Annotated in this window: 27 protein-coding genes and 4 pseudogenes; 18 read left to right on the top strand and 13 right to left on the bottom strand. The window is 66.1% G+C overall.

Features of this window, described 5'->3' with window-relative positions; all coding sequences use genetic code 11:
* Positions 1–91: 91 nt before the first annotated feature.
* The 3 genes and pseudogenes from Q344_RS0122365 to Q344_RS26515 all read right to left on the bottom strand — a co-directional run bounded on the left by Q344_RS0122365 (position 92) and on the right by Q344_RS26515 (position 1,568).
* A complete protein-coding gene (locus Q344_RS0122365) occupies positions 92–415 on the bottom strand; it encodes an acyl-CoA dehydrogenase family protein (protein WP_028288679.1) in 324 nt (107 codons plus the stop codon).
* A gap of 109 nt (positions 416–524) precedes the next feature.
* Positions 525–881, bottom strand: a pseudogene (locus tag Q344_RS26520) (acyl-CoA dehydrogenase family protein); the annotation flags it as partial.
* 15 nt (positions 882–896) lie between these two features.
* Complete coding sequence (locus Q344_RS26515; protein WP_211249952.1) at positions 897–1,568, bottom strand: acyl-CoA dehydrogenase family protein; 672 nt, start codon at positions 1,566–1,568, stop codon at positions 897–899.
* Between the two features lie 203 nt (positions 1,569–1,771).
* Here Q344_RS26515 and Q344_RS0122355 point away from each other — a divergent pair, with 203 nt between their 5' ends.
* Both Q344_RS0122355 and Q344_RS0122350 read left to right on the top strand, forming a co-directional pair.
* Entirely contained in the window at positions 1,772–3,040 is a 1,269-nt protein-coding gene (locus Q344_RS0122355; RefSeq protein WP_211249951.1) for a CaiB/BaiF CoA transferase family protein, read from the top strand.
* 1 nt (position 3,041) lies between these two features.
* The gene (locus Q344_RS0122350; protein WP_036540384.1) at positions 3,042–3,782 is read left to right on the top strand and encodes an SDR family NAD(P)-dependent oxidoreductase; all 741 of its coding nucleotides are present in this window, start codon (positions 3,042–3,044) and stop codon (positions 3,780–3,782) included.
* Positions 3,783–3,791: 9 nt separating this feature from the next.
* On the opposite strand, the gene Q344_RS24860 is transcribed toward Q344_RS0122350, so the two are convergent.
* The gene (locus Q344_RS24860) at positions 3,792–4,433 is read right to left on the bottom strand and encodes an acyl-CoA dehydrogenase family protein (protein ID WP_051631018.1); all 642 of its coding nucleotides are present in this window, start codon (positions 4,431–4,433) and stop codon (positions 3,792–3,794) included.
* On the bottom strand, positions 4,382–4,849 hold the full coding sequence (locus Q344_RS25335) for a hypothetical protein (protein WP_051631016.1): 468 nt from the start codon (positions 4,847–4,849) through the stop codon (positions 4,382–4,384). Before Q344_RS25335 ends, Q344_RS24860 begins: the two co-directional genes overlap by 52 nt.
* 177 nt (positions 4,850–5,026) lie before the next feature.
* On the opposite strand from Q344_RS25335, the gene Q344_RS0122340 reads away from it, so the two are divergent.
* The gene (locus tag Q344_RS0122340) at positions 5,027–6,079 is read left to right on the top strand and encodes an amidohydrolase family protein (protein ID WP_028288676.1); all 1,053 of its coding nucleotides are present in this window, start codon (positions 5,027–5,029) and stop codon (positions 6,077–6,079) included.
* On the opposite strand, the gene Q344_RS26655 is transcribed toward Q344_RS0122340, so the two are convergent.
* Complete coding sequence (locus Q344_RS26655) at positions 6,052–6,507, bottom strand: MBL fold metallo-hydrolase (protein WP_051631014.1); 456 nt, start codon at positions 6,505–6,507, stop codon at positions 6,052–6,054. The genes Q344_RS0122340 and Q344_RS26655 overlap by 28 nt on opposite strands.
* Positions 6,508–6,520: 13 nt before the next feature.
* Positions 6,521–6,787: pseudogene (locus Q344_RS26830) on the bottom strand (MBL fold metallo-hydrolase); the annotation flags it as partial.
* Between the two features lie 269 nt (positions 6,788–7,056).
* Here Q344_RS26830 and Q344_RS0122330 point away from each other — a divergent pair.
* The 5 genes from Q344_RS0122330 to Q344_RS26250 all read left to right on the top strand — a co-directional run bounded on the left by Q344_RS0122330 (position 7,057) and on the right by Q344_RS26250 (position 10,767).
* Positions 7,057–7,902 (top strand): crotonase/enoyl-CoA hydratase family protein, encoded by an 846-nt coding sequence (locus Q344_RS0122330; RefSeq protein ID WP_211249950.1) that lies wholly within the window; start codon positions 7,057–7,059, stop codon positions 7,900–7,902.
* A gap of 91 nt (positions 7,903–7,993) precedes the next feature.
* Positions 7,994–8,887, top strand: coding sequence for a hypothetical protein (locus tag Q344_RS26645; RefSeq protein ID WP_244881800.1), 894 nt, complete (start codon positions 7,994–7,996; stop codon positions 8,885–8,887).
* The gene (locus Q344_RS25310; RefSeq protein WP_051631005.1) at positions 8,884–9,588 is read left to right on the top strand and encodes an AMP-binding protein; all 705 of its coding nucleotides are present in this window, start codon (positions 8,884–8,886) and stop codon (positions 9,586–9,588) included. The genes Q344_RS26645 and Q344_RS25310 overlap by 4 nt, the downstream gene beginning before the upstream one ends.
* Complete coding sequence (locus Q344_RS25305; protein WP_051631003.1) at positions 9,585–10,412, top strand: MFS transporter; 828 nt, start codon at positions 9,585–9,587, stop codon at positions 10,410–10,412. Before Q344_RS25310 ends, Q344_RS25305 begins: the two co-directional genes overlap by 4 nt.
* A 196-nt stretch (positions 10,413–10,608) precedes the next feature.
* Positions 10,609–10,767, top strand: coding sequence for a hypothetical protein (locus Q344_RS26250; protein ID WP_156954786.1), 159 nt, complete (start codon positions 10,609–10,611; stop codon positions 10,765–10,767).
* 5 nt (positions 10,768–10,772) lie between these two features.
* On the opposite strand, the gene Q344_RS0122305 is transcribed toward Q344_RS26250, so the two are convergent.
* Positions 10,773–11,558, bottom strand: coding sequence for an SDR family NAD(P)-dependent oxidoreductase (locus Q344_RS0122305; RefSeq protein ID WP_028288673.1), 786 nt, complete (start codon positions 11,556–11,558; stop codon positions 10,773–10,775).
* Entirely contained in the window at positions 11,551–12,267 is a 717-nt protein-coding gene (locus Q344_RS0122300; protein WP_244881801.1) for an SDR family NAD(P)-dependent oxidoreductase, read from the bottom strand. The genes Q344_RS0122305 and Q344_RS0122300 overlap by 8 nt, the downstream gene beginning before the upstream one ends.
* 148 nt (positions 12,268–12,415) lie before the next feature.
* Here Q344_RS0122300 and Q344_RS0122295 point away from each other — a divergent pair, with 148 nt between their 5' ends.
* Both Q344_RS0122295 and Q344_RS24840 read left to right on the top strand, forming a co-directional pair.
* Positions 12,416–12,736: a hypothetical protein gene (locus Q344_RS0122295; RefSeq protein ID WP_028288671.1), complete on the top strand. Its 321-nt coding sequence runs from the start codon at positions 12,416–12,418 to the stop codon at positions 12,734–12,736.
* A 107-nt stretch (positions 12,737–12,843) separates the two neighbouring features.
* Positions 12,844–13,545 (top strand): NUDIX hydrolase, encoded by a 702-nt coding sequence (locus tag Q344_RS24840; RefSeq protein ID WP_051631001.1) that lies wholly within the window; start codon positions 12,844–12,846, stop codon positions 13,543–13,545.
* On the opposite strand, the gene Q344_RS24835 is transcribed toward Q344_RS24840, so the two are convergent.
* Both Q344_RS24835 and Q344_RS26510 read right to left on the bottom strand, forming a co-directional pair.
* A complete protein-coding gene (locus Q344_RS24835) occupies positions 13,503–15,221 on the bottom strand; it encodes an enoyl-CoA hydratase-related protein (RefSeq protein ID WP_268238701.1) in 1,719 nt (572 codons plus the stop codon). The genes Q344_RS24840 and Q344_RS24835 overlap by 43 nt on opposite strands.
* Positions 15,222–15,236: 15 nt before the next feature.
* Positions 15,237–15,380, bottom strand: a complete 144-nt coding sequence (locus Q344_RS26510; protein ID WP_211249948.1) for a hypothetical protein — start codon at positions 15,378–15,380, stop codon at positions 15,237–15,239.
* Positions 15,381–15,592: 212 nt separating this feature from the next.
* Between Q344_RS26510 and Q344_RS0122270 the strand changes: the two genes are divergently transcribed.
* On the top strand, positions 15,593–17,695 hold the full coding sequence (locus tag Q344_RS0122270; protein ID WP_028288670.1) for an acetate--CoA ligase family protein: 2,103 nt from the start codon (positions 15,593–15,595) through the stop codon (positions 17,693–17,695).
* 27 nt (positions 17,696–17,722) lie between these two features.
* Here the strand turns inward: Q344_RS0122270 and Q344_RS24825 are convergent, their stop codons facing one another.
* Positions 17,723–18,580 carry an IclR family transcriptional regulator gene (locus tag Q344_RS24825; protein ID WP_084178549.1) on the bottom strand — a complete coding sequence of 286 codons (858 nt, stop codon included), beginning with the start codon at positions 18,578–18,580 and terminating at the stop codon, positions 17,723–17,725.
* Positions 18,581–18,836: 256 nt separating this feature from the next.
* Here Q344_RS24825 and Q344_RS24820 point away from each other — a divergent pair, with 256 nt between their 5' ends.
* The 4 genes and pseudogenes from Q344_RS24820 to Q344_RS26500 all read left to right on the top strand — a co-directional run bounded on the left by Q344_RS24820 (position 18,837) and on the right by Q344_RS26500 (position 22,546).
* Positions 18,837–19,634: an SDR family NAD(P)-dependent oxidoreductase gene (locus tag Q344_RS24820; protein WP_084178548.1), complete on the top strand. Its 798-nt coding sequence runs from the start codon at positions 18,837–18,839 to the stop codon at positions 19,632–19,634.
* A gap of 75 nt (positions 19,635–19,709) precedes the next feature.
* The gene (locus Q344_RS0122255; protein WP_211249947.1) at positions 19,710–20,912 is read left to right on the top strand and encodes an acyl-CoA dehydrogenase family protein; all 1,203 of its coding nucleotides are present in this window, start codon (positions 19,710–19,712) and stop codon (positions 20,910–20,912) included.
* A gap of 40 nt (positions 20,913–20,952) precedes the next feature.
* A complete protein-coding gene (locus Q344_RS0122250) occupies positions 20,953–21,423 on the top strand; it encodes a MaoC family dehydratase (protein WP_036540381.1) in 471 nt (156 codons plus the stop codon).
* A 23-nt stretch (positions 21,424–21,446) separates the two neighbouring features.
* Positions 21,447–22,546: pseudogene (locus Q344_RS26500) on the top strand (CaiB/BaiF CoA transferase family protein).
* 74 nt (positions 22,547–22,620) lie between these two features.
* Here Q344_RS26500 and Q344_RS24810 read toward each other — a convergent pair.
* Positions 22,621–23,124, bottom strand: a complete 504-nt coding sequence (locus Q344_RS24810; protein ID WP_028288667.1) for an SDR family NAD(P)-dependent oxidoreductase — start codon at positions 23,122–23,124, stop codon at positions 22,621–22,623.
* Between the two features lie 343 nt (positions 23,125–23,467).
* Here Q344_RS24810 and Q344_RS26640 point away from each other — a divergent pair.
* The 3 genes and pseudogenes from Q344_RS26640 to Q344_RS0122220 all read left to right on the top strand — a co-directional run bounded on the left by Q344_RS26640 (position 23,468) and on the right by Q344_RS0122220 (position 25,619).
* Positions 23,468–24,730, top strand: a pseudogene (locus Q344_RS26640) (C4-dicarboxylate TRAP transporter substrate-binding protein).
* Between the two features lie 131 nt (positions 24,731–24,861).
* Positions 24,862–25,341, top strand: coding sequence for a type 2 periplasmic-binding domain-containing protein (locus Q344_RS0122225; protein ID WP_028288664.1), 480 nt, complete (start codon positions 24,862–24,864; stop codon positions 25,339–25,341).
* A 2-nt stretch (positions 25,342–25,343) separates the two neighbouring features.
* Positions 25,344–25,619 (top strand): DUF1153 domain-containing protein, encoded by a 276-nt coding sequence (locus tag Q344_RS0122220; RefSeq protein WP_028288663.1) that lies wholly within the window; start codon positions 25,344–25,346, stop codon positions 25,617–25,619.
* The last annotated feature ends 8 nt before the right edge of the window (positions 25,620–25,627 follow it).

The raw sequence follows: 25,627 nt of genomic DNA, 5'->3' as shown, positions 1-25,627 counted from the left end.
AACCATCCAGCCTCCGGCAAACCCGGCGCGGTTCAAACCGCCTTGGCGGCCCAATTTGATTGAGCAAAATCGCTTGACTAAGGCGAGTCCGTTACCGACGGTTGACATCCTTCTTCCGCGCCCGCGCGGCGACGTGGCCCGACAGCACGGTCGCCACCATCGATGGCATCGTCAGAGTTCGTCCACACGCGCGCAGAAGCATCGTCTCCTCGACCACGGACAGGCCGACGCCGCCCACGACCTCCGGGATGCCGAGCGCGAACCAACCCAGGTCGGCCATCTCGGTCCAGCGGGTGGCCTCGGTCATGGCGCCGCCCGGGACGCGCAGCCGGTCCAGCGGCAATTCGGCGGCTAGCCAGGCGTCGATGCTGTCGATCACCTGCTGTTCGTCTTCGTTCGGGACCAGGTCGACCATGTCAGCGGCTCCTTGGGAGACCGAGCAGGCGCTCCCCGATGATGTTGCGGCGAATTTGCGATGTGCCCCCGGCGATCACGTGCCGGAAGCATTCGAGGAAGAGCGTCGTTCAGTCCCCCTCCTCCGGCCGGCGCTCGATCGCATCGAGTCCCAGCACATCAAGCGAAAGGCGATGGAAGCGCTTGGCCAGTTCAGCGAAGTGGAGGCCGACAACCGTCCCCTCGGCCCCCGCAGTGCCCCGCGCCACTTTCGACACCAGTATGTAGGTCATCGCGCGCAGGGCCTTGACCTCGGCCCGGATGGTGGCCAGGCGACTGGCGATCTCGTCATCGTCGATGACCCACCGGTTTCCGCGTCGGGTGGTGCGGGCAAGTTCGATCAGCATCTCGACATTGCGGGCCAGTTCGATCTGCCAGCCAGCCAGACCCACGCCGCGTTCAAACGACAGAGTGGTCATCGCCGTCTCCCATCCCCGGTCAACCTAGCCTACCACGTTCGCCATGGGAATGCGGACATTGTCGTAGAATATCTCGCAGAAGTGCTGGCTGCCCGAAATCGTGGTGATCGTGCGCACCTCGATGCCGGGCGCGTCCATCGGGCAGATCACCCATGTCAGTCCGTCATGCTTCTTCTCGCCGCGAGAGGTTCGGACCAGCAGTTCCTGATAGTCGGCGACATGGCCGTAGCTGGTCCAGATCTTCTGGCCCGACACCACCAGATCGTCCCCGTCGATCACCGCACGGCTGGAGATCGAGGCAAGGTCCGACCCCGCGCCCGGCTCCGAGAAGCCCTGGCACCAGACTGACTCGCCCTTGAGGATCTTCGGGAGGTGGAACGCTTTCTGCGCGTCCGTTCCCCAAGCGATCAGCGTGGGGCCACCGTGGTTCATCGCCACGAACAGACACCCGATGGGCGGGGCCTTTGCGGCGGCATATTCCTCGTGCCAGATCAGCGACAGGCCCTGTCCGCCGGGCTCTTTCGGCCAGGCCAGGCCAGCCCATCCGCCATCGTACTGGCGCGGCTGCCACGCCAGGAGAAAGGCGCGCATTTCCGGCCCGGCCTCGGGGCGTCGCTCGCGCGGAGCATTGGTCTGGAGCCAATCGCGTACCTCTTCCCAAAAGGCCACGTCGTCCTGGTCATAGTCGAGAACCATGGACCTCCCCCTTTGCTGACTGGCCACGCAACACAGCGGGCCGGCTCATGCAAAGGTCTATGCCAGCGGTCTTGGCCAGACCATCACGGCTCGGCGCTTTCGCCTATTTAAAAGCCTTCGGCACAGCAGTGCAGCCGGTTGCTGGCGTCCGTGCGTCGGTGATTATCAGGGCATCGCGAATGACCGGCAGGAAGGCCTTTTGCATGACCGAACATGTGCCAATGCGCGACCTGCCCGACGCCGCCGAAAGTCAGTCGGCGGCGGTGCCTGCGTTACACGGGCTTGTCGTTGCAGATTTCTCTCGGGTGATCGCGGGGCCCGTCTGCCCCCAGACCCTGGCCGATCTGGGGGCAGACGTCGTCAAGATCGAGAACCCGCGCGGCGGTGACGAAACGCGGTCGTTCCGGCATCCGCGGGCAGGTGGCAATGTCAGCGCCTTCCTGGCCTACAACCGCGGCAAGCGCAGCGTCGCGATCGACCTCGGCAAGCCCGAGGGACGGGCCGTCGCTTTGGACATCGTCAGCCGCGCCGATGTGCTGGTGGAGAACTTCCGCCCTGGCGTGATGGCGCGGCTCGGGCTCGATCACGCAACCGTTGCCGCAATCAAACCGCGGCTGGTCTACTGTTCGATCTCTGCCTACGGGCGCACTGGCGAATTCAGCGATCGAGCGGGCTACGATCCGGTCATGCAGGCAGAGACCGGGATCATGACGATGAACGGCCTGCCCGAGCACGAGCCGGTGCGCACCAATCTGCCTTTCGTCGACATGAGCACCGGGATGCTTGCGACCAACATGATACTTGCCGCGCTGATGGCGCGGCAGGTCAGTGGGCGCGGCCAGCAGGTCGACGTGGTTCTCTACGACACGGCCGTGATGCTGACGACCTATTACGGACACAACTATCTGATTTCCGGCGAGGAACAGGTGCGCTATGGCCATGCCCCCCTGGGTAACGTGCCGATCGGGAACTTCCGCGCCTCGGATGGAAGCTTCTATCTGAGCGTCGGAAACGACCGGATGTTCGGTCTGCTCTGCCGAATCATCGGGCGCGATGCGATGGCCAGCGATCCTGCCTATGCAACCGTTGCCGCCCGGGCCGAGAGCCGCGAAGCGCTGATCGACGAGCTTCAGGCGATCTTCTCCACCCGCAGTCGCGAAGCATGGGTCACTTTGCTGAAGGGCGCGGGTCTCCCTGCCGGCCCGGTGCGCAGCATTTTCGAGGCCTACCGATCGCCGGAGATCCGCGCCCGGGGCCTGTTGTCGAGGATCCGCCACCCGACGGCCGGCGAGGTGCCGAACATCGCGCCGCCCTACGCGATGCAGGACACGCCCATCGTAGCGCCTTCGGCGCCGCCACTTTTGGGCGAACATACTGAAGAGGTCCTGCGCGACATGCTGGGCTACGACGCGGACAGATTGCGCGAACTGGAAACCGCCGGGGCCATCCCGCCCCGGCAGACAGGGGGATGAGATGGCGTTGGAAGGCTTGTCGGGAAAGGTCGCCCTCGTGACGGGCGGCGCTCAGGGGATCGGGGCCGCGACCGTCCGCAGGCTGCTGGCGGAGGGGATGAGAGTGGTTTCGGCCGACGTGCAGCCATCGCGACACGAGGGCGACAGGTGGCTCGGGGTCGAGGCCGACCTGGCCACCGAGGCGGGGGCCGCTGCGATGGTCGAGGCGGCAGTCACGCGGTTCGGCGGGGTCCACGCGCTGGTCACCTGCGCCGGCATCCGCGGCACGGCCCTGCCGATCCACGAGCTACCGGTCGCGGATTTCGACGCGGTCATGACAGTGAACGTCCGTGGCATGTTCCTGTCGATGGCTGCCGCCATCCGGCAGATGCTGGCACAGAAATCCGGGGGTGCGATCGTCAATATCTCGTCGCTGAATGCGCGGCGGGCAAACCCCGGGCGGGTGGCCTACAACAGCTCCAAACATGCGGTCATCGGTCTGACGAACACGGCCGCCGTGGAATACGGACCCGATGGCATCCGGGTGAACGCCATCCTGCCCGGTTCGGTGAACACCGGCATGAGTGCGCTGGCCGACCAGACCTGTTCGGCCGCCGGCTGGCGCATGGACTACACCCAGCGCCCTATCCCCAGAACGGCTGATCCAGCCGAAATAGCAGGCTTCATCGCCTGGTTGCTCAGCGACGGTGCCAGCTTCCAGACCGGCGGCGCCTACGAGATCGACGGCGGCGCAACGATCTGAGGGACGCCGTCAGCCGGCGCTGAGCGTCGCCCAGATGTGGTCCGCACCGGCCGCGGCGATTGCCCGGCCGTTCATCCGGTTCCATTCGGCTTCGGACCCGAATTCGTCCCGCCAGGACCAGAGGCGGCGGGTCAGCCGATGCAGCCGGTATTCTGATGTGAACCCCATGGCGCCGTGCACCTGATGGCCGAGCGCAGCAATGATGGAAGCCGCCTTGCTGGCGCGGGCCTGCGCGGCGGCGATTGCGAAATCCGGCAGCCCCTGGTCGAAGGCCGCGGCGGCGGCGTCCCCCGCGGCGGTGGTCGCCGCCGTTTCCGTGGCGATGACCGCCAAGTTGCCCTGTAAGGCCTGGAACCGGTTGATCGGACGCCCGAACTGCCGTCGCTCCGACGAATAGCGCGCCGTCAGTTCCAGCGTCCTGCGCGCCGCTCCCGCGATCTGTATGGCCCGGATCGCCCCACCTGCCTTGCGCACCTGCATCGGCGCATCGCCGGGTCGCGGTGCACTGAAATCGGCAACCGCCGCGTCGAAGGTCAGGTCGTCGCGCGGTTCTCCAGCGATATTGCGCCCATGCCTCGCGGTCCAGCTGCCGCGACAGATCACACCGATGCGGTTGCGGCCCGGCGCACCGCCTTCGGGTGCGACGACCACGACCCTGTCGGCCTCGTCCCCCCAAAAGGCACGCGGCGGGCGTCGCCGGTCAAGATCCAGTCGGCTCCATTGGCATTCCACTCCAGCCTGTCGCCCGCGGTGACAGGTGCGACCGTCAGCACACCCTCAGGCTGGTCGAGGCCAGCATACCGCAGCAGGTATGCCGCCAGGAGAGTTTCGGCGAGCGGAACCGGTGCCGCGTGGTCGGCCGCGACACGAATGGCCTCCGGAGTGGCAGCGAGGAACGTGCCGCCTTCCGCACCTGCCAGGGCGTTGACGAAACCGGATGCTTCGAGCTCGTCCCACAAGGCGCGATCTAGGGGCTCTCGGCACCCCGTCGTGCGGATATCGAGCGTACCGGCTCCTGCGAACAGCCGCGTCGCGCTCTGCGTCACCAGGTCCTTGATGTCGTCCATGTCTGCTATCCCTGCTGCCGCCGTCGAGATACCAGATCGAACCACGGCCGACACTGTCCCGACGCTCCTTGCGGCCGGTTTCAAGCTGACGAAAACACTGACACGACTGTCCCCCGCCTTGGCTTGTGCGAGACGGCATTGCACCCTTTCGGACAGGTCAGGAGGAGGAGCAGGGACATGGCAAAGGCCCCCGATGGTGCGACCGGGTATGTCCCGCTGCCGATCCGTGATGACTGGCTTTCTCTGGTCTCGGAGCCGGCCATCGACCCGGGTCTGTCGATCGTCGATGCCCACCATCACCTCTGGGCTCGCCCCGGTTCGCGATACATGGCCGAGGAATATGCCGCCGAATGCACCGCCGGGCACCTCCTGAGCGCCTCGGTCCACGTGGAATGTGGATATGGTGCCGACCTGGCCGGACCTCTGCACCTGAGGCCGGTAGGCGAAACACGGTTTGCCGAGCGAGTCCGTACGGAGGCGCATGCAGGGCGCTATGGCGATGGGCACCTCTGCGCGGCGCTGGTGGCCAGGGCCGACCTCACGCAGGGCGACGCCACTGCCGCGGCGCTTGAGGCTCATGCCACAGCCTCTGCAGCACTGCGCGGCATCCGCCAGTTTGCGGCCTGGCATCCCGATCCGCGGGTCGTCAGCGGCTTCACCGCCGCGCCGCGGGGGCTGCTGTCGGACCCCGCCTTCCGCGCAGGCTTCGCCCGGCTGGCGCCCGCAGGCCTGTCGTTCGACGCGTGGATCTATCACACCCAGATCGAGGAGCTGGCGGACCTCTCCCGCTCGTATTCCGAAACCGCCATCGTGCTGAACCATTTCGGCGGCCCGGTCGGCACCGGCCCCTTCTCGGGCCGCCTGGGGGAGAGTTTTGCCGATTGGCGCCGTTGCCTTGCGACGCTAAGGGACCTGCCCAACGTCCGCGTGAAGCTTGGCGGACTGGGCATGCGGCTTGGTGGGTTCGACCTTTTCGCGCGGGATAGGCCGCCGGGGTCGGACGAGCTTGCCCGCCTCTGGGCACCCATTGTCGAGACCGCGATAGAGACCGTCGGCCCGGCGCGGGCGATGTTCGAAAGCAACTTCCCGGTGGACAAGGGATCAGTCGGCTGGACCGTCCTCTGGAACACGTTCAAGAAGATCACCGCCTCCTTCAGCGCGGACGAGCGCGCGCGGCTCTTTGCCGGGACAGCGACCGAGGTCTACCGGCTCTGGGCCGAGGCGTCGTGAAGTCGGAACCGGTCACCGTGCGGTACGACCCGGCCGATGGTCCAGTGCGGTATATGGCCGACCACAAGGACGGTGCTGCTCCCCGCACATAGCTCCATCAGCGAACGGCGGGTGCGGATCGCCTCGCCCGGGTCCGCATCGGCGCGCAGCACGAGGTCGGGAAGGTCGAACTGGATCGGGTGATGCAGCGCGTCGCCCGCGACGATGGCCGACCGGGCGCCTGCCTCGGCATGGACGCAGACGTGACCCACGCAATGACCTGGTGCCGCACGCAGAAATACTCGCTCCGCCACCTCTGTGGCGATGACGGCATCGTCGGCCACCAGCTTCGCCAGCCCTGCCTCGACCACCGGAAGCACGCTGTCGGTGAACGAGCCGTGGTTCACCACCTGCCCCGCCCGGTGAAGCGCATTCGAAATGCTCGTCACCCGTGCGCCCGAACAGGTAACGCGCCTTCGGGAAGGTCGGAACCCAGCGGCCGTCCTCAAGCCGGGTGTTCCAGCCGACGTGATCGCAATGGAGGTGCGTGCAGATCACCATCGTCACATCCCCTGGCGCAAGGCCGAGCGCTGCGAGATTGTGCAGGAAAGCGTCCGAGCGCAGGTCGTGCTGCCATTGCGCGGTCGGCCGTTGTTTGTGGTTGCCGTTGCAGCTGTCCACCAGCACCACCTCCCTGCCGAAGCGCAGAACGACGCTCTGGAAGGCCATGCCCAGCTCCAGCGTGTCGGGGGCGATGAACTCCGGCCCCAGCCAGTCCGCGTTGCGGGCCCCGTCCTCGGGGGTCAGCCCCTCGAACAGGAAGGCTTTCGGGACCATCAGATGCGCGATCTCGGGAAGAACGTCGATCCGCAGGGTGTCGAGTGCAAGATGCATGACGGAGCCTTCCGCTGCCCGCTTCAAGCGGGATAATTCGGCGTCCCGCATCGCGGCGGAACCCGAAGCAGCGGCACTCGCGCCTTTTCCTACATACGTGCGGGATGCGGACAGACCTCCGTTTCGCCATGGCAAACGGCAGAGACGGCGCGAGGGTTCGGCAGACATCCGACCCGGAGCACCTCGTGACGGACATTTGCCTGCTGGATCACCGCGACGGGATCCTGACCATCACCCTCAACCGCCCCGAAGTGCGCAATGCCGCGAACCGCGCCCTGTCCGAGGCGGTCGCAGCCGCCATCCTCGGGTTCGAAGCTGACCCCGCGTTGCGCGTCGCGATCATCAGCGGGACGGGCGGCTGCTTCTGCTCGGGAATGGAACTGAAGGCATTTGCCAGGGGTGAGGACCCGCGGATCGGGGAGCGCGGCCTCTTCGGTTTCAACGATGCGGTCCTGGCCAAGCCGGTGATAGCAGCCCTCGAGGGGCCCGCAGTGGCGGGAGGATTCGAGACAGTGCTGAACTGCGATCTGGTGGTTGCGGGCGACACTGCACACTTCGGCCTGCCCGAGGTGCGGCGCGGGTTGGCGGCGACCGGCGGGGGCCTCTTCCGGCTGCCACGCAAGATCCCGCAGAACATCGCGATGGAGCTTGCCCTGACCGGCGACATGCTGGACGCGCCCCAGGCCGCGCAGCTTGGCCTTGTGAACCGGCTGGTTCCGGCGGAACAGGCTCTGGCCGCGGCTCGGGAATTGGCCCGGGGCATCGCCGCCAATGCGCCCCTGTCCGTCGAGGCCAGCAAGGATGTGATGCTGCGCCAGCAGGATTGGACGGTCGCGGAAAGCATCCCGATCCAGGACGCCATCGCCGACCGGATCATGGCGTCGGCGGATGCGCGTGAAGGGGCGCTGGCGTTCGCCGAGAAGCGTCCGCCGCGCTGGCTGGGGCGCTGAGAACGCAGATACGTGCGACCGCACCAAAATGCGATTATTGCCAGCGCTTCGGCCTGAGAAGTTGGCCTTACAAACCGGGAGTACCCTTGCCATGAGCGCCGAACGCCCCCCCGAACGCGAGAATGCGGCAGAACTGCACGCCCGCCGCCGCATCGGCCGCGAGATGGGCGGCGCTGAGGCAGAGGCCGGGCAGCATTCCCGCGGCCGCCTGTCGGCCCGCGAACGGGTTGAGGCATTGTTCGATACCGGCAGTTTTGCCGAGATGGGGCGCATCGCCGGCAACGTCGACTACGATGCCGGCGGTCGCGGCGTTCAAGGACAAGCGCAAGCCCGTGTTCAGGGGACGCTGACAATGGACGCTCCCCCCAAGCCCGACCGGGGGTCGCGAGGTGACGCCATTCGTGGCGCTCGAGGAGGGGCGTGCGACGGACGCCGTCGAGGCCGCGCATGCTGCACTGACCCCGGACAGCATCGGCAAGCTCCTCTTCACCTCGGGCACGACTGGGATGCCCAAGGCCGTGATCTTTCCACAGCGGATGCTGACCAGTCAGCGCCAGCAGGTCGCCCAGACCTTCCGTATGCTGCTGGACGAACCCGCGCGGATGGTGGACTGGCTGCCCTGGCACCACCCGTTCGGCGGCACGCACAATTCGGCATGGTCCTCTATTCCGGCGGGCACCTCAGGATCGACAACGGGCGCCCCATGCCGGGCGAATTCGACGCCACGCTGCGCAACCTGCGCGAAGTGCCGACCAACCTCTATCTGAACACGCCCGGCGAACTCGGCCTGCTGGTCGAGGCACTGGCGACAGACCGCGAATTGCGCGCGACTTCCTATCGCGTTCTCAAGCTGATCTACTGTGGCGGGGCGGTGCTGCCCCAGCATGCGTGGCGTTCGCTGGATACACATGCGGTGGAAGAGACGGGCCGAAGAGTGATGATCACCTCAGGTGTCGACTGCACCGAGGCCGGCCGACCCCGATGAGCGCGAATTTCGCCCCGGACTTCAAGGCGCTGGTCGGCATCCCGGTGCCGGCGGTCGCGGTGCGCATCGCCCCGGTGGGCGAAAAGCTGGAGCTGCGGCTCAAGGGTCCCTGCGTCACGCCCGGCTACTGGCGCAGCCCCGACAAGACGGCTGAAGCGTTCGATGCGGAAGGCTATTACCGCACCGGCGATGCCGTGGCCTGGATCGACAGCGAGGACAAGGCGCTCGGCCTGCGGTTCGACGGCCGGATCGCCGAGAACTTCAAGCTGGCCTCGGGCACCTGGGTGCAGGTCGCCGACCTGCGGGCGGCAATCATCGGCGTTTTCGCGCCGCTCTGCTCCGATGTCGTCATCTGCGCCCCCGACCGGCCGCACCTGACCGCTATTCTGTTCCCTGAGCCGGGTGCCTGCCGGAAACTGGCTGGATTGCCGTCCGACGCCCCGCTTGCAGACGTGGTATCGCACCCTGCCCTGCGTCGCGAGATCTCGTCCCGCATGGGCAGCTTACAGACCGCGGACGGGCCCGGGTCGCGCACCATCCGCCGCTACGTCCTGACAGCGGAACTGCCGAATATCGAGACCGGAGAGCTGTCGGACAAGCGGGCCATCAGTCAGAATACGGTGCTCGCCCGACGTGCCGCTCTGGTCGACGCTCTCTATGCGGACGAACCCGGACCAGGGATCGAGGTGCTGGTCGGGTGACGACGCTACTTCCGGGGCTACATCCGGGCCGGCCGCGCATCCTGCTGCCGACCCTCGTGCTGTTCAATTTCGTCTCGGTACTGTCCGGCTTTGTGCTGGTGGGCTTCCTGCCGCAACTGAGGGCCGAATTCGACCTTTCGGCGACCGCGGCCGGGCTGCTGGTCGCGGCTTTCACGACGACCTACGCCATTGCATCGCCCATGCTGGGAATGGTGACGACATACCTCGGCTATCGTCGCGCCCTGACTCTGGCAATGGCGATCTGCGCCGCAGCCGCGCTGGCTTCGTCGCTGGCCCCTGCTCTTCTGGTGCTGATCGGTGCGCGGATGTGCGCCGCGATTGGCTCGGCGCTCTACACCCCGACGGCAGCCGCATTGGCCGTCGAGAAAACGATGCCCGATGCCCGGGGCCGGGTGCTGACGGCGATCTATCTGGGCGTTTCGCTGTCGCAGATCGTAGGCATTCCGTTGGGGGCCTGGCTGGCGATCCACGTCGGATGGCGGGTCAGCTTCACGGCCGTCGCGGCGATGGCAGCTGTGATGGCGCTGGCGCTGCTTGTCGTCGTGCCTGCTGTACGCCCTGTCGCCGGTGCAGGTGCATCCGACCTGCGCGGGGCATTGGCACGGCCCGGCGTCGGTCTGGCATTGGCGATGACGGCGGCCTGCTCGCTTGCAACGAACTTCATCTACACCTTCGTCGCCGCAATCATCGCCGCTCAGGTCGGGTTCGAATGGGTTCCGCAATTGCTCGTGGTGATGGGGAGAGGAGTGCTGGTCGGAACGCTGGCGACGGGGATGTTGCTGGACCATATCGGACCATTGTGAGTGATGGCGATCCAGTTCGGGCTGGGCGTGCCCGTGACCTTCGCCCTGACGGCCCTGGCGTGGGGCCCCGTCACCGGGGCTGTGCTGTGCCTTGCGACGGGGGCGGCTCTGTTCAACTTTTGCCCCTGCGGCACAACATCGCCTGTCGCAGCTTGCGCCGGACCTGACCGCGCGGCTCTTTCCGGTCAATGCGTCGATGATGTTTGCTGGCGCGGCAGTCGGTCCGGTGGTGGCAGGGACGATCGTCGATCTGGCCGGGATCAGGATGCTGGGCCCCTCTGCCTCGGCCGCCTGCCTGGCGCTGGCGCTGTGGATGCTGTGGCTGCGCCGGATCCGGCCTGCCGCCCCGTCGTGAGGTCCTCAGTATGACATGATAAATCCGTCGTCGACGTCGATCACCTGACCATTCAGGTAAGCCCCCGCCGGCGCGGCCAGCATCACGGCAACGCCCGCGCTCCCGTCCGGTTCGCCCAAGCGGCCGGTGGTGTTGCGCCGCATCTCGCGCCGCATCAAGGCCTCGTCGTTCATCACCGCCGCGGCCATCGAGGTCTTGACCGTCCCCGGCGCGATAACGTTCACCCGGATGTTTCGGGCGCCGTATTCCGCCGCGAGGCAGCGCGCCATTTCCATGTCCGCCGCCTTGGAGATGGAATAGGAATAAAACGTCCCGCTCCCCATGTGTCCGGCGATGGACGAAACCATGACGATCCGCCCGAAGCCGCGGTCGGCCATCCCGGGCAGGACCATCTGGCAGAGCCAATGGTTGCCCATGACGTTGGCGTCCATCATCTTGCGCATCACGCTGTCTGGAGTTTCCATCGCCGGGCCGACGTAAGGGTGGATGGCCGCGTTGCAGACCAGCACGTCGATGCCGCCCATGATCCTGACACTTTCGTCGATCAGCGCTGCCAGGCTGTCCCTGTCGGCGATGTTCGCAGCCACGGCCTGCGCGGCCGGGCGCCCGAAGGTGGCATTGATCGCCGCGGCGGTCTCTTCCGCCGGGCCGATCTTCCGCCCCGATACGACGACCTGCGCGCCATGCTGCGCGAACCGTTCGGCGGTGGCGCGTCCGATGCCGCGGCTCGACCCGGTGACGAGCGCCCGCAGGCCCGTCATGTCAAAAAGCGAATTCTCGAGCCTATCCAAAACGCCAGCCTCCGTTCACATGCAGAACCTGGCCGGTCACATATCCACCGCCGGGGCCGGCCAGATAGGCGACGGCGCCCGGAATGTCGCCCGGCGTGCCAAGCGCGCCGAGCGGAATGTTCGCGTTGATCCGCGCCTTGCGCTCGTCGCCCAGGTCGGCGGTCATCGCGGTGCCGTCCATGCTGTCCGGCGCCACGGCGTTCACCGTAATTCCCCGTTCCGCCAGCTCGCGCGCCAGCGCGAAGGTCAGCCCGTCGATCCCGCCCTTGGTCGCGGTATAGGCCAGCAATCCCGGTGCGCTGCCGCCCGTCCGGGCAACGATGGAGGAGAGGTTGACGATCCGCCCGCCAGGTGCGGCGATCAGAGGTGCCAGGGCGTGGGTGACACGCAGGGTTCCGGTCAGGTTGATACGCATTGCCTGGTCCCGGTCGGAGAACAGCCGATCAACCCGGTCCGAAAGTCGTGACATGGGCATGACGCCGGCATTTTTGACCAGAACGCGCAGAAGCACCCCATGCCCGCGCACCTCCTCTGCCAAAGCCGCAACATCCTCGGCATCCGCGACGTCGCCCGAGAGCGCAGTTGCGCCCATTTCCCGCGCGGCCTGGGCCAGCCGAACGCCATCGCGGCCGGTGATCAAGACCTCGAAGCCATCCGCCAGAAAGCGCTCCGCGATGGACCGGCCCAATCCGGTGCCGCCGCCGGTCACAACGGCCAAGCCGCTTTTCCGCATTTACTTCCTCCGATCCTGTTTGGAACGATGCCTCCTTCAGGACGCGCCGTTGTCCATCGGCGCCTCAAAGAGGCGTGCCAAAAAACCGATACATGTGGAAATCCCCGCAAGGGATCGACCATGTTTGAGGCGACGCGTCTACCTTCAGGACGATCTGGCGGCGATCGAGGAGGCCACCAAGCGCGGCGTCGCTTTCGGCCCGGCCGATGACGGGCTCAAGGCCGGGATTCTCTCTCAACAGGAGAACGACAAGGCCCGGGTAATCTCGGCCGCGCTCGAGCGTGGGGCGAAGACACCGGAAGCGGATGTGACCCGCTTCGCGGAGATCGTGACGAAGTGGACGGGTATCGTCGCCGATATTCGAGAAGGCACCTGGACCGAGGCGCAATGGGACGCATATGAGCAGAAGCTGAACGACGAGATCTTCTCGAGATACCACCCGTAACAACAAGACTTCGGCAGGCCGTCCCCGGCCTGCTCGCCAGCCATGACGGTCGCCCGATCCCCGGGCGGCCAGCGACCGCAAGGCAGGTCTAACAGCAGGAGCAGACAATGGAAAACCTCGATGGCCCCGAACCGGAAGTGCCCGCAATTCCCCGGGACGCGGCGACCCTGATCCTGATTCGCGACCGCGAGACCCGTCCGCAGGTGCTGATGGGCCAGCGCGGTGCGACGGCGTCGTTCTTCCCGTCGCGCTTCGTCTTTCCGGGAGGTGCCGTGGACAAGTCCGACTGGACCGTTCCGCTGGCTGCTCCAATGAATGCCACCTGCCTCGCCCGCCTCGCTCGACACGACGCCGAGCCGGACCTGACCGGCGGCCTGGTTGCTGCGGCGATCCGCGAATTGTGGGAAGAGACGGGCCTGATCCTCGGTACGCCCGGGGGCTGGGACACCACGCCGCCGAAAGGGTGGGAGACCTTTGCCGCCACCGGCCACCGGCCGACCGGCGAGGGGCTGACCTACCTGTTCCGGGCGATTACGCCGACCGTCCTGCCCAAACGGTTCGATGCCCGCTTCCTCATGGCGGATGCCGCCCTGTTGAAGACCGATCCGGACGACTTCTCTCGGGCGGACAGCGAGCTGTCCTATCTCCAGTGGATCCCGCTCGACGAGGCGCGCAACTTCAAGCTGCCGCATATCACCAATGTCGTGCTGGACGATGTGGCGGCTGCGATCGGTCATGACGGACCGCCGGAGAACGTGCGGTTCTTCTACAACGCCCCCGGCGTCAAGGAATACCGCTCCATCGCCTGAAGGTGTCGCCCCCGGGTGCCGAACACGACTTTGCCGATGGCCTGTCGCCCGGCCATCCGCTCCGCCCCCTCGTGGAATTGCGACAGCGGCAGCACCGCGTCTACCTGTGCGCGGAGCCGGCCATCGGCGAGTGCGGCGAAGGCCTCGCGCATTCCATCGGTCAGCGCCGGATCGCGGGCCCGCATCAGCCGCTCCAGAGACGAGCCGAAGACCATGACGTCCTTCACCAGCAGGTAGCCGGGGGTCAGCTTGGGCTGGTCGCCGCTGGCGAACCCCACGATGACGAACCGTCCGCCCGGGCGGATGCAGCGCAGCGCGGCTTCGCCGATCGTGCCGCCGACCATGTCGACCACGGCATCGACCTGGCCGAAACCCTGGTCCTTGAGCGCCGCACGGATCTCGCGCTGCGGGTCGGCCATGTCTCCGGTCACGACGACGGCCGCCGCGCCCATCTCGCGCGCCGCGTCCGCCTTGGCGGCGGAAGAGACGACGGCGATCGGGTCCGCTCCTAGCAGGCGCGCATATTGCAGCCCCATCGACCCCACCCCGCCCGCGGCGCCGGTCACGATCACGCTCTGGCCGGGCTGGAAGTCGGCGCGCAGCTTCATCGCCCCGACGACGGTGGTGATGGCGGTGGCGCAGGCCGCGGCGTCGCGCAGGTCGATGCCGTCGGGGAGCCTGGTGCAGGCCCAGTCCCCGGCACTATCGTATTCTGCGAATGCGCCCGTCGAGGCCTGCGCGCAGACCCGGTCGCTGACTGCGATGTCGCGCACGCCTTCTCCGATCGCCACGACCGTGCCGGCGGCATCGCGCCCGGCCACGAAGGGCAGGTCGGGCTTCACCTGGTAACCGCCCTCGATCATCAGCAGGTCGGCGAAGTTCAGCGACGCGGCTTCGGTCCGGATCAGGACCTCGCCGGGGGCAGGGACCGGCACCGCGACCGTCTCGACAGCGGCATCGTGCCAGTCCCCGTACTTGCGGACGACAAGCGCCGACATGCGTCCGGGCAGGCTCATTCGTCCACCTCCTCTATGGACCGGAAGGCGGGCTTGCGCTTTTCGCCGAAGGCCTTCACCCCCTCCTTGAAGTCGGGCGACGCGTTGGCTTTGATCATGTCGCGATTGGCCCACATCGTGGCTTCGTGCAGCGTCTGCATGGAACCGTCCCACACCTGCCGCTTCAGCGCGCAGCGAGCGCGGCGCGCAGGAGCTGGCCATGTCGCGGGCATAGGCGCGGGTGCGCTCGACCAGTTCGTCCGCCGGCCAGACCTTGTTGTAGAGGCCCATGTCGCGCGCCTCGGCCGCATCGACCCTGCGGCATGACAGCAGCAGGTCCAGCGCATTGGCATGGCCGACCACCTGGCGCAGCATCCATCCGGTCCCGTATTCGGCGGACAGACCGATCTTGGCATAGGCCGTTGTGAATACGGCCTTGTCCGACGCGAAGCGGACGTGGCAGGACAGCGCGTAGGCCATGCCCAGCCCCGCCAAAGGGCCGTTGATCATGCCGATCACCGGTTTGCGCAGTTGCGGGAAGTAGAGGTGCCGGGACTGGAAGTCCGGCCTTTCGTTCATGTCGAAAGGCCGGGGAAGCTTGTAGGGCAGCTTGCGCGAATCGTTGTCGCCGAAACCGCCGATGTCGCCCCCGGCACAGAAAGCGCGGCCGGCGCCGGTCAGGATGATGACCCGGGCCTAGGGATCGCTGTCGGCACGCTGCATCGCGGCATGAAGCGCCATCGTCATCTCGTCGGTGATCGAGTTCATCCGGTCGGGCCGGTTCAGCGTCACCGTCGCGATACCCTCTGCGGCCTCGTACAATACCGTCTGGTCGGACATGGCTCTCTCCTCTGACTGCCGGTTGGGGGCCTTTCTGCCCCGTGCGTTCCCCGACCGGAAGCCCGGCGGCCCGCGACCGGGCGGAGAGGGCCGAAATCCACACAGATGCGCGAATGCGGAACGGGGCTCGTGCAGCGGCGCCGCTCCGCGCGGAGGTTCAGAACGACGCGCCCGGTCATCCGGTGCGCCCCCTGAACATCGAAGCGAACCACATGACCTTTCCCGATCCCGCCCTCGACAAGATCTTCCGCCCCTCATCGGTCGCCGTGGTCGGCGCATCCGACGATGCGTCGCGCATCTCTGCGCGGCCGCTGCGCTATCTGATCGAGCGCGGGTACCAGGGGCGGATCTATCCCATCAATCCCAGACGTGAGGTCGTGCAGGGGATGAAGGCGTATCCGTCACTGTCCGCGCTGCCGGAGGCGCCGGACGTGGCGATCCTAGCCATTCCTGCCTCACTGGTGGCCGACACCCTGAGGGAGGGTGCGGCGGTCGGGCTGAAGGGCGCGATCATCATGTCGTCGGGCTTTGCCGAGGCGGGCGACGAGGGCGCCGCGATGCAGGAGGAAATCCAGGCGGTTGCGCGCGAGGGCGGGATCCGCCTGATCGGGCCGAACTGCGTCGGCCTCTTCGCGACCGAGATCGGGTTCTACGGCACCTTCACGCAGTCCATCGACCGCGACGTGCCCCCCCCTGGCGGTGTCGCGGTCGTCTCGCAGAGTGGCGCCTACGGCGGCTACATCGCCTATCTTGCCAGCCAGCGGGGCCTGGGGATCAATTACTGGATCACCACCGGCAATGAGGCCGACCTCGAGGTGGGCGAATGCATCGCGTGGCTGGCCGGGCGCGACGACGTCAAGGTCATCGCCCTCTACCTCGAAGGGGTCCGCAAGGGGCCGGCCTTCCGCGAGGGGCTGGCCCGAGCGCGCGCGGCGGGAAAGCCGGTGATCGCCATGAAGGTCGGGCGCTCGGCCGCGGGGACCCGGGCGGCGCAGTCGCACACGGCCTCTCTCGCCGGATCGGATGACGTCTACGATGCCGTCTTCCGCGAATACGGCGTGTACCGCACACGGACGACGGACCAGCAGCTGGACCTGGCCGAGGCCTGCCTGAACGGCGTTATGCCGAAGGGAAACCGGGTCGGCATCATCACCCTGTCGGGCGGCGTCGGCGTCCAGATGTGCGACGCGGCCGAAGTCTATGGCCTCGACGTCGCGCCAATGCCAGAGGAGGCGGGGCGCAAACTCAAGAAACTGCTGCCCTTCGCCGCCGTCGGCAATCCGATCGACACCACCGCGCAGGTGATGAACGACATGTCGCTGCTGTCCGAGAACATCCGCATCGTTCTCGACGAAGGAGGATACGACATGATCGTCTTCTTCCTGACAACGACACCCGCGGCCGAGGCTTATACGATCCCGGTCCGTGACGCGATCTTGAACGGGCTGGAAGGGAAGCGCGACAAGCTGGTCGTCCTGTGCATGGGCGCGACCAAGGAGATCCGGCAGAGCTACAAGGACATGGGCTTCCTCGTCTATCAGGACGCCGACCGCGCCGTGCAGATCGCGGGGGCGCTGACGGACTTCGGTCGGGTGTTCGCGGGCGAAGTGCCGGTGGCCCCGTTCCTGCCCTCGCCGACGCTCGCCAAGGGCGGCGATCCGATGTCGGAGTATGCCGCCAAGCGGGTGCTGGGTGCGGCGGGCGTTCCCTTCCTGACCGAAGTCTTGGCGCAGGACGCGGCGGCCGCGGTGGCGGCGGCCGAGGCAGCCGGGGGCCCGGTGGCAATGAAGGTCGCCTCGGCCGATATCCAGCACAAGACCGAGATCGGGGGCGTGGCCCTGAACGTCGCCGGCGCCGACGCCGTGCGCGACGCCTTTGACCGCCTGTCCCGCAATGTGCGGGACAAGGCACCGGGCGCCCGGCTCGACGGCATCCTCGTGGCGCCGATGGCCCCCAAGGGGATCGAGGTGATCGTCGGAACGGTGAGCGATGCCGTCTTCGGGCCGGTGGTGATGTTCGGCCTAGGTGGTGTCCTGGTCGAGCTGATGCCCGACGTGACCTTCCAGACGGCTCCGTTCGACCTGAGCACTGCACGGGAGATGATCCGCCGGATCAGGTCCTGGCCCCTGCTGGACGGCTATCGCGGCGCGGCGCCCGCCGATACCGAGGCCTTGGCACGACTTCTCCGCGATGTGTCGATCTTTGCCGCCGCGAATGCCGAAGGGGTCGAAAGCATTGACCTCAATCCGGTGCTGGTCCTGGAGAAGGGCCGGGGCGTCGTGGCCCTGGATGCCGTGATCGAGCCGCGGGGCTGATCGCCCCGCGACCGTCGCGCATCGGTCTCAGCGCATTCCGGCGGCGCGGATCTTGCGTCCGTTCGGCAGCTGGAACTCCGGCGCCTTCCGCCGTGCGGCGATGGCGACGTAACGGCCGAAGTGGCGGTCGATCTCTTCGCGCAGAATGGCGACGAGTTCCAGCTTGCGCTCGAGGATCGTTGTCGTCGGCGCGCCCAGCCCGATGGCCAGCGGCCGGTCGGTGCATTCGCGCGGCACCAGCATGGCAATCAGGCCCGAGCCCCGGACCACCTGGTCGATGGAGACGAAGTAGCCCTTGCTGCGCACATCCTCGATAGAAGAGATCAGCTTCGGGATGTCGATCGCTTCCGATCCGTCGGAGCGGTAGGCATTGACACGACGGTACATCCTTCGGACCTCGTCGTCCTGCATGGTGGATAGCAGGACGTGACCGACCCCGGAAGTGCCGAGCGGCCTCCGAGTACCGACTGCGATGTGGTGTGTCAGCGGCTTCGGCGGCATCTTCACATGATAGTAGAGTGCCTGGTCGCCGTTTTGCGCCCCCAGCAGACACAGGAGTCCGCTGCGCTCGACCACGGTGTCGACAAGGTGCAGCAGCGTTCCATTGGCAAAAAGCGCCGGACTCATCCAGCTGCCGATCAGCGGGACGCGATCGGTCGGGAAGTAGGTGCGATTCTTCCGGTCGTAGATCAGGAAGCCCATGGACACCATGCTCTTGAGCAGTGCCGCGGTGCTCGACTGCGGGTAGCCCAGGTGGTTCGACACCTCGACGATGCTCACCGGCCGCCGCAATTCATCAAAGAGTTCAAGGGACTCCAGTGTTCTGGCGACCGATTTGACCACATGGTTCTGACGGCCAGTGGCCGCCGCCCTCTCATCCAACATCGTCTCCTCCCAAATGCGACATATAGAATGGCGTGCGCTATTGTGAACGTTGAGAGACGAAAAGGTCAAGAGGTTAACAAACCGCTACGATCCGCCTGGTCGGAAGCTGCCTGGCCTCCAGGTCTCTCGATATGAAAAAGAGTTGGATTCCGCAGGTATGTGCGATGCCTGACCATGATGCCGGCCTTCGGTTTCTCGGTCCCGGGGTGTCGCCTAGATTCAGGCGCAAACAGCGACACGAAACGGAGTTGGGCGCATGCGTGGATTGGAAGGCAGGACAGTCATCGTCACCGGGGGCGCCAGCGGCATCGGACGGGCCACAGCGAGACGCCTGGCAGCGGAAGGCAGCAAGGTCGGCATCTTCGACATGAACGAGGCAGCTGGCGCCGCTGTAGTGACCGAGATCGGGACGGACGGCGGACAGGCGGACTTCTACAAGGTCGACATCTCGGACCGCGCGGCGCTGAAGCCGCTGCCGCCCGAGGCGACCGTGATCGGCAAGACCCGGGTGACGGGCGTCTCCGACAAGGGCGAAGGCCGCGGGGCGCTGACCTTTGCCGAACGCGAGATCACCGACAAGGCAACAGGCGATGTGCTGGCGCGAGTGCGGCAGGCCACCTTTGCTCGGGGGGATGGCGGCTGCGGGTCAGCCGGGGAGCCTGGCGATGCGCCGCACCCCCTGCCCGACCGCGAGCCCGACATCGTCAGCGACCTCCCGACCGTCGACCAGATCGCCTTGATCTATCGCCTGAACGCGGACATGAACCCGCTGCACGCCGATCCCGATGTCGCGAAGAAGGCGGGTTTCGACCGCCCGATCTTGCATGGGGTGGCCACGTGGGGCGTCGCGGGCCACGCGGTGCTGAAAGAGGTCTGCGGCTATGACCCGGCCCGGATGACCGGGCTTCGAGGCCGCTTCACCGCCCCCGCCTACCCCGGAGAGACGATCCGCACCGAGATCTGGGTCGATGGTCCGGTGGCGAGCTTCCGGGTCAGCGTGCCCGAACGCGGAGTGACCGTCATCGGCAACGGCCGCGCCGTCATCGCACCCTGAAACGCGCCGCCAACTCGCACATCCGTGTGATTCCGTTTCCGTCCGATTGAGGGCGGGACGGCAGCCCAGACATCCTTGCCGAAAGCGCAGATCTGCCTGCGCACCGGTACAGCAGGCGAAGAGGAAACCGAATTGTCCCATTTCACTCTCGGCGAAGATCAGTTGCAAGTTCAGGAACTCGTCCGTCGCGTGGCGCGCGAGAAGGTCGCGCCGCGCGCGCAGGAGATCGACCGGACGGCCGAGTATCCGCAGGACATGTTCGACATGTTGAAGGAGCTGGGCCTGTTCCTGCTGCCTTTCCCCGAGGAATTCGGCGGAGCGAACTCGATGCTGTCGGCCTGCGTCGCTGTCGAGGAATTCGGTCGGGTCTGCTACAACACGGCCTATCTTCTGCTTGTCCAGTGGGTGCCGATCGGTGCCATCATGGCTGGCGGCACCGAAGAACAGAAGAAGAAATACCTTCCCGGACTTGCCGCAGGAGACCTGCGTGGCGCCATTTCCCTCACCGAACCGCAAAGCGGATCGGACCTTGCCGGTCTCAAGACCCGTGCAGTGCGCGACGGTGATCACTATGTCCTGAACGGCAACAAGATCTGGTGCACCAACTCGGGCATGGCGGATTTCGTTCTGGTGGCAGCCAGAACCGGCACGGGCGACGACCGCGGCAAGATCAACCTCTTCATCGTCGATACCGACACCCCAGGCTTCAACGTTGGCCCCAAGGAGGATAAGATGGGCGCACGCGGCGTGCCATCGCATTCGGTCTACCTGGAGGATTGCCGCGTTCCCGCCACCGCGATGCTGGGCGACGAGGAAACGGGCTTTCGCGTCGCCATGGCAGCGCTCAACGAAAGCCGCCCTATCATCGGTGCGCGAGCCGTCGGCTGCGCCCAGGGCGCTCTCGATCATTCGGTTGCCTTCATCAAGGACCGCCATGCCTTTGGTCAGTCCATCGCCGATTTTCAGGGGATCAGGTGGATGGTCGCGGATATGGAAACCCAGACCCAGGCAGCACGCCTGCTCGTGTACCAGGCGGCGGCGGCCGTGGACGCAGGCGTCAGAGGACACGCACTGGGTCAGATGGCAGCGATCGCCAAGTGTTTCTCGACCGATACTGCCATGAAGGTGGCCACCGATGCGGTCCAGCTCTTCGGAGCCGCCGGCATCTCCAACGAATACGGAATCAACCGTTACTTCCGCGACGCCAAGGTGCTCCAGATCATCGAAGGCACCAACCAGATCCAGCGCAACATCATCTCGCGCAACGTCCTGCGCTGATGGCGCTGAGCGACCACGCGAGACAATGAAAGGACACTACATGGAAACGCTTGGCCTCGGCCTCTTCTTCGAGGACGCCACTGTCGGTCGCCAGTTCAAGACCATCGGGCGGACGATCACCGAAGCAGACATCATCAACTTCGTCACCTGCACCGGCATGACCGAGGTGCTGTTCGTGAATTACGAGTTCCAGGAGGAAGAGTCGGTGCTGAAGGGCCGGGTCGTGCCCGGCGCGCTGGTCTACTGCTTCATGGAGGGCCTGCTGGTACAGTGCTCGATGCAGCACACCGGCTTCGCCTTCCTCGAGATGGAATACAAGGTACACGGCCCCACCGTCGCCGGCGACACGCTGCATTGCGAGGTCGAGGTGCTGGAGGCGCGCCGCTCGAAGAGCCGCCCGCACACCGGGATCGTCAAAACCCGCAACCGGGTCCTGAACCAGCGCGGCGAACTGGTGCTGGAATACACGCCCACCCGGATGGTCCACGCCCGGACCGATGGCACGCACTGAGCAGACGGTCGAAGGGGACGACAATGGCTGACAGGCCGCTGGAGGGGTTCCGCGTTCTAGACATGTCGCGCATCCTTGCCGGTCCCTGGGCCGGCCAGTATCTGGCTGACCTAGGCGCCGAGGTAATCAAGGTGGAACGCGCCGGCGCGGGCGACGACGCGCGTTACTACGGCCCGCCCTATATCACCCACGACGACGGCAGCCAGAGTTCCGAGAATTTCTTCCACCTGTCGTGCAACCGCGGCAAGTTGTCCATGACGCTCGACATCTCGAAACCCGGGGGGCAGGAGACGGTCCCTCGGCTTGCCGGTGAGAGCGACGTCCTGTTCGAAAATTACAAGGTCGGCGACCTGAAGCGCTACGGCCTCGATTTCGAGAGCCAGCACAAGGACTTTCCCGCCTGATCTACTGTTCGGTCACGGGCTTCGGGCAGACCGGACCCTATGCGCAGCAACCCGGCTACGATGCGGTCTTCCAGGGCATGTGCGGACTGATGAGTGTCACCGGAATCGCAGAGGGAGAGCCGGGCGCGGGACCCATGAAGGTCGGGCCCTCGATCGTCGATATCCTGTGCGGGCTGAATGCCGTGATCGGGATCACGGCGGCACTCTATCACCGGGATGCGAACGGTGGGACCGGCCAGCAGGTCGACCTTGCGCTCTATGACAGCGGCGTGGCAGCGATGTCGCACTGTGCGCAGATCTACCTGACCTCGGGCGTGGTGCCTTTCCAGCGCGGCACGCAGGGAAACGGCAGCGTGCCATCGCAGATGTTCTACACCCGGGATGGCGGGCTGATGCTGACCGACGGCAACGACAACCAGTTCCGCAAGCTCTGTGCCGCGCTCGGGGCGCCGCAGTTTCTGGCCGACCCGCGGTTCAAGGACGGCCCCCCGGATCGCCAGCCGCTACGCGCTGAGCGCCGAGGTCCAGGCGCTGTTCCTGACGGACGACACCGCCCGATGGCTGGCGGCGCTGTGCGAAGAGGGCGTCCCCTGCGGGCCGATCAACGATTTCCAGTAGGTTTTCGACGACCCGCAGACGTCGCGCGCGGCATGAAATGGAGCGTGGCGCACCCGCATGCCGGTTCCATCGACCTGGTGGGCAATCCCCTGCATTTTTAGGGCACGCCGATCGGCCCGACAACGGCTCCGCCTTTGATGGTTGCGGATACGGATACACTGTTGGAACGGCTGGGCTACGACGCAGGTGCGCGCGAGAAACTGCGCCTGAGCGGAATTGTCTGACGGTGGAAGACCGGCCCGAAGTCACGGTCGCCCGCCAGGGTGCAGTCGCGGTACTGACCCGCAACCGGCCAGAGCGTCGCAATTCGGTCAGCTACGCGACGCTCGACGCGCTCATTGCAGCGTTCGTCGCGGCAGAAGCCGACGTTCAGCACCATCAGCGCGTCGACGGCGACGGCACCGTCCGGGCCGGCGATCGCCTGCTGAACGATAGAGGCGGCTCCGGCCCGGTCGGCGACCGAGGCATAGTTGGCGACCGCGATGCCGCCTGCATCCCGGATCTCCTTCACCACTTGATCGGCCACAGCAGCGTTGCCGCCGGCACCGTCCACCGCGCCGCCGGGATCGTTCACCACCACCTTGGCGCCGCGCGAAGCCAGCAGCATCGCGTGGGACCGGCCAAGCCCGGCGCCTGCGCCGGTCACTACCGCCACCCTGCCGTCGTATCGGATCGTCATATGGTACCCCTGTCTGGTTGAAGCCGCCCGCACCGAGCCGCGCGGGCCATGTGCATCCCGGATGCGGGCCGGTCGCGGGCCTGTCCATGCGGTGGGCCTGGGACCGGGGGTGAAAAACGGATACAGTTGAAGCGATCCCGGGCGGTCAGCTGGCCTGACCTCTGCGCGGACTCCCCGTTCCGCCCGCCCGCAACGGAGAAGCAGGGGGAGTTCGTGCCGCAGAAGCGGGGACGTCAGGCGCAGGCAGGACCATGCCAATCCCGTACATACGTGTACAACGATGGCCGGGCTTCACGCGCAGGTTTCCCGCTGGCGGTCGGAAGAACATCGTCCCGCAACCTGAATCACCTGGCCCCGTTCGGGCCGACGAGAGGACCCGATTAATGTCACGAGAAGAAGACTGAGCCTACTGGCGGCTGCGGCGCTGGCGATCCAGCCAGGGACCGGCGCTTTCGCCAAGGAACTGGTTTACGGGATCGGCCTGCCGGCGATCCATCCATCCGTGGTGGCCGTGGCCACGCCGCTGGCCGAGGACATCGCAAAGGCGTCGGGCGGTGAGCTGACCATCAACATCGTGCCAGGCGGCGCGCTCGGGTCGGTTCGCGTCACGCTGAAGGCCCTGTCCAACAGCGCGATCGACATGGGCATGATCGCCGACTTCTATACACCTGCCGAACTGCCCAACTCTGTCGTCCTGTCGGACTTCGGCACGCTGGGCAAGGATTCGCGAGTGATGACCGCCGCGATCAACGAGAACCTGCTGCTGGCTTGCCAGAACTGCCTCGCCGAATACACCGAACGGGACATTGTTCCGCTGATGATGTATTCGACCACACCTTATGCACTGATGTGCAAGGATGGCGATGTGTCCAGCTTCCAGGCAGTCCAAGGCAAGAAGGTGCGGGGGACCGGCGGCATGGGTTAGCTGATGGCGGCCCTGGGCGCCAGCCCTGTCAACCTGCAGACGACCGAGATGTATGAGGGCATGCAGCGCGGCGTCCTCGACTGCGTCGCAGGGTCGATCCCCTGGCTCAAGACCTACCCTCTCTGGGACATGGTGAAATCGGTCAACACGACCGCGCTCGGCACCTTCCACGGCAGCGTCCTGATCAACTTCAATGCGGGCGCCTGGCAAGGGTTGACGGATGCCGAGCGGCAGATGCTCCTCGACCGGATGCCGCGAATGATGCGCAACATTGCCGAAGCCTACGAGACCGACGACGCCACAGTCATCGAACAGGTGAAGGAGAAGGAGAAGGGGATCACGTTCGGCCCGGGCGAAACCGACTACGCCGATGCGGTTGCCGCGCAGGCCGTTAAAGATCGGGACCGTGTGGTCGCGACCGGAAAGGATCGTGGCGCCCTGACGCCCGAGGAAGACGCCGACCGTTTTATCGCCCTGGTCGGGAAGTGGACCCGGATCGTCGAAGACGATCGGGACCGGGACCTGGTCGGAAGACCAGTGGCAGGCCTACGAGGCCAAGGCACAGGAAGAGATCTACTCCAGATACAAGCCCTGAGCGACAACCGCTCGACGGGACAAAACCTCGAGGCCTGCCGCGGAGCGATCTGCGGCGGCCCGTTGCATCTGGTACCGGGCCGTTGACCTGTCTGGCCACACATATGTGGCGCGCGCGGGTCCGGAAGTGAGCGGCAGGACGCTGTTCCTGCCATGCCGCGTTAGTCTTGAGCACGGTTGCCGATCCGGCGCCGCCACCCCGAGATGGAGGAGACACGATGCGACAGCTGAGACATGCAGGGTTTGCCCTGCTTCTGGCCGCGGGCGGAGCACCCGCGGCGACGGACGAATACATCTATGCCTCGTCACTGCCAGAGACCCATTCGACCTATTCGCTGGGTCTGTTGCCGTTCTTCGAACGGGTCCGGACTGCGACGGACGGGCGGGTCGTCATCAAGTACTTCGGCACTGAATCGGTGGGCAAGGCTAGTACCCTGCTGTCGCTGGTAGAGAAGCAGGGTGCCGACGTGGCTCAGATCGTGGACATCTACATGCCCGCCGCGCTGCCCGTTTCGGCCCTGCTGTCCGATGCATTTGTGATGGGCGAGGATGCGCGGATCATGGCCACGGCTGTGAACGCAATGCGGCTGCTCGACTGCCCCGAATGCACCGAAGAGTTCGCCGTGCACAATGTCATCAACTTCGGCACCTATGTATCGACCCAGCGGAATCTGCTCATGCTACAAGGGAGAACGTAGCGATGAGTATGACGATGGACGACAGCATCAAGCGTTGGACGGCGAAGCGTAAGACGGCGCTGGTGATCGAGATCATCCAGGGCAAGACGACGGTTGCGGAGGCGAGCCGGTCGTTTGACCTGGCACCTTCCGAGATCGAGGGCTGGGTCGAAGACGCGAAGCGGGGGATGGAGAACTCGCTGCGGGCCAATCCGCTCGACATTCGGGAGCAATACGAGAAGCAGCTCAAGGACCTTCAGGAGGCCTGCGGCGAGGCCATGCTGGAGCTCCGGGCGTGAAAAAAGTT

This window comes from Pseudooceanicola nanhaiensis DSM 18065 (assembly GCF_000688295.1).
Classification (GTDB): domain Bacteria; phylum Pseudomonadota; class Alphaproteobacteria; order Rhodobacterales; family Rhodobacteraceae; genus Pseudooceanicola; species Pseudooceanicola nanhaiensis.
Note: the sequence above shows the minus strand (reverse complement) of the source record. Positions and strands in the feature narration are given on the sequence as shown.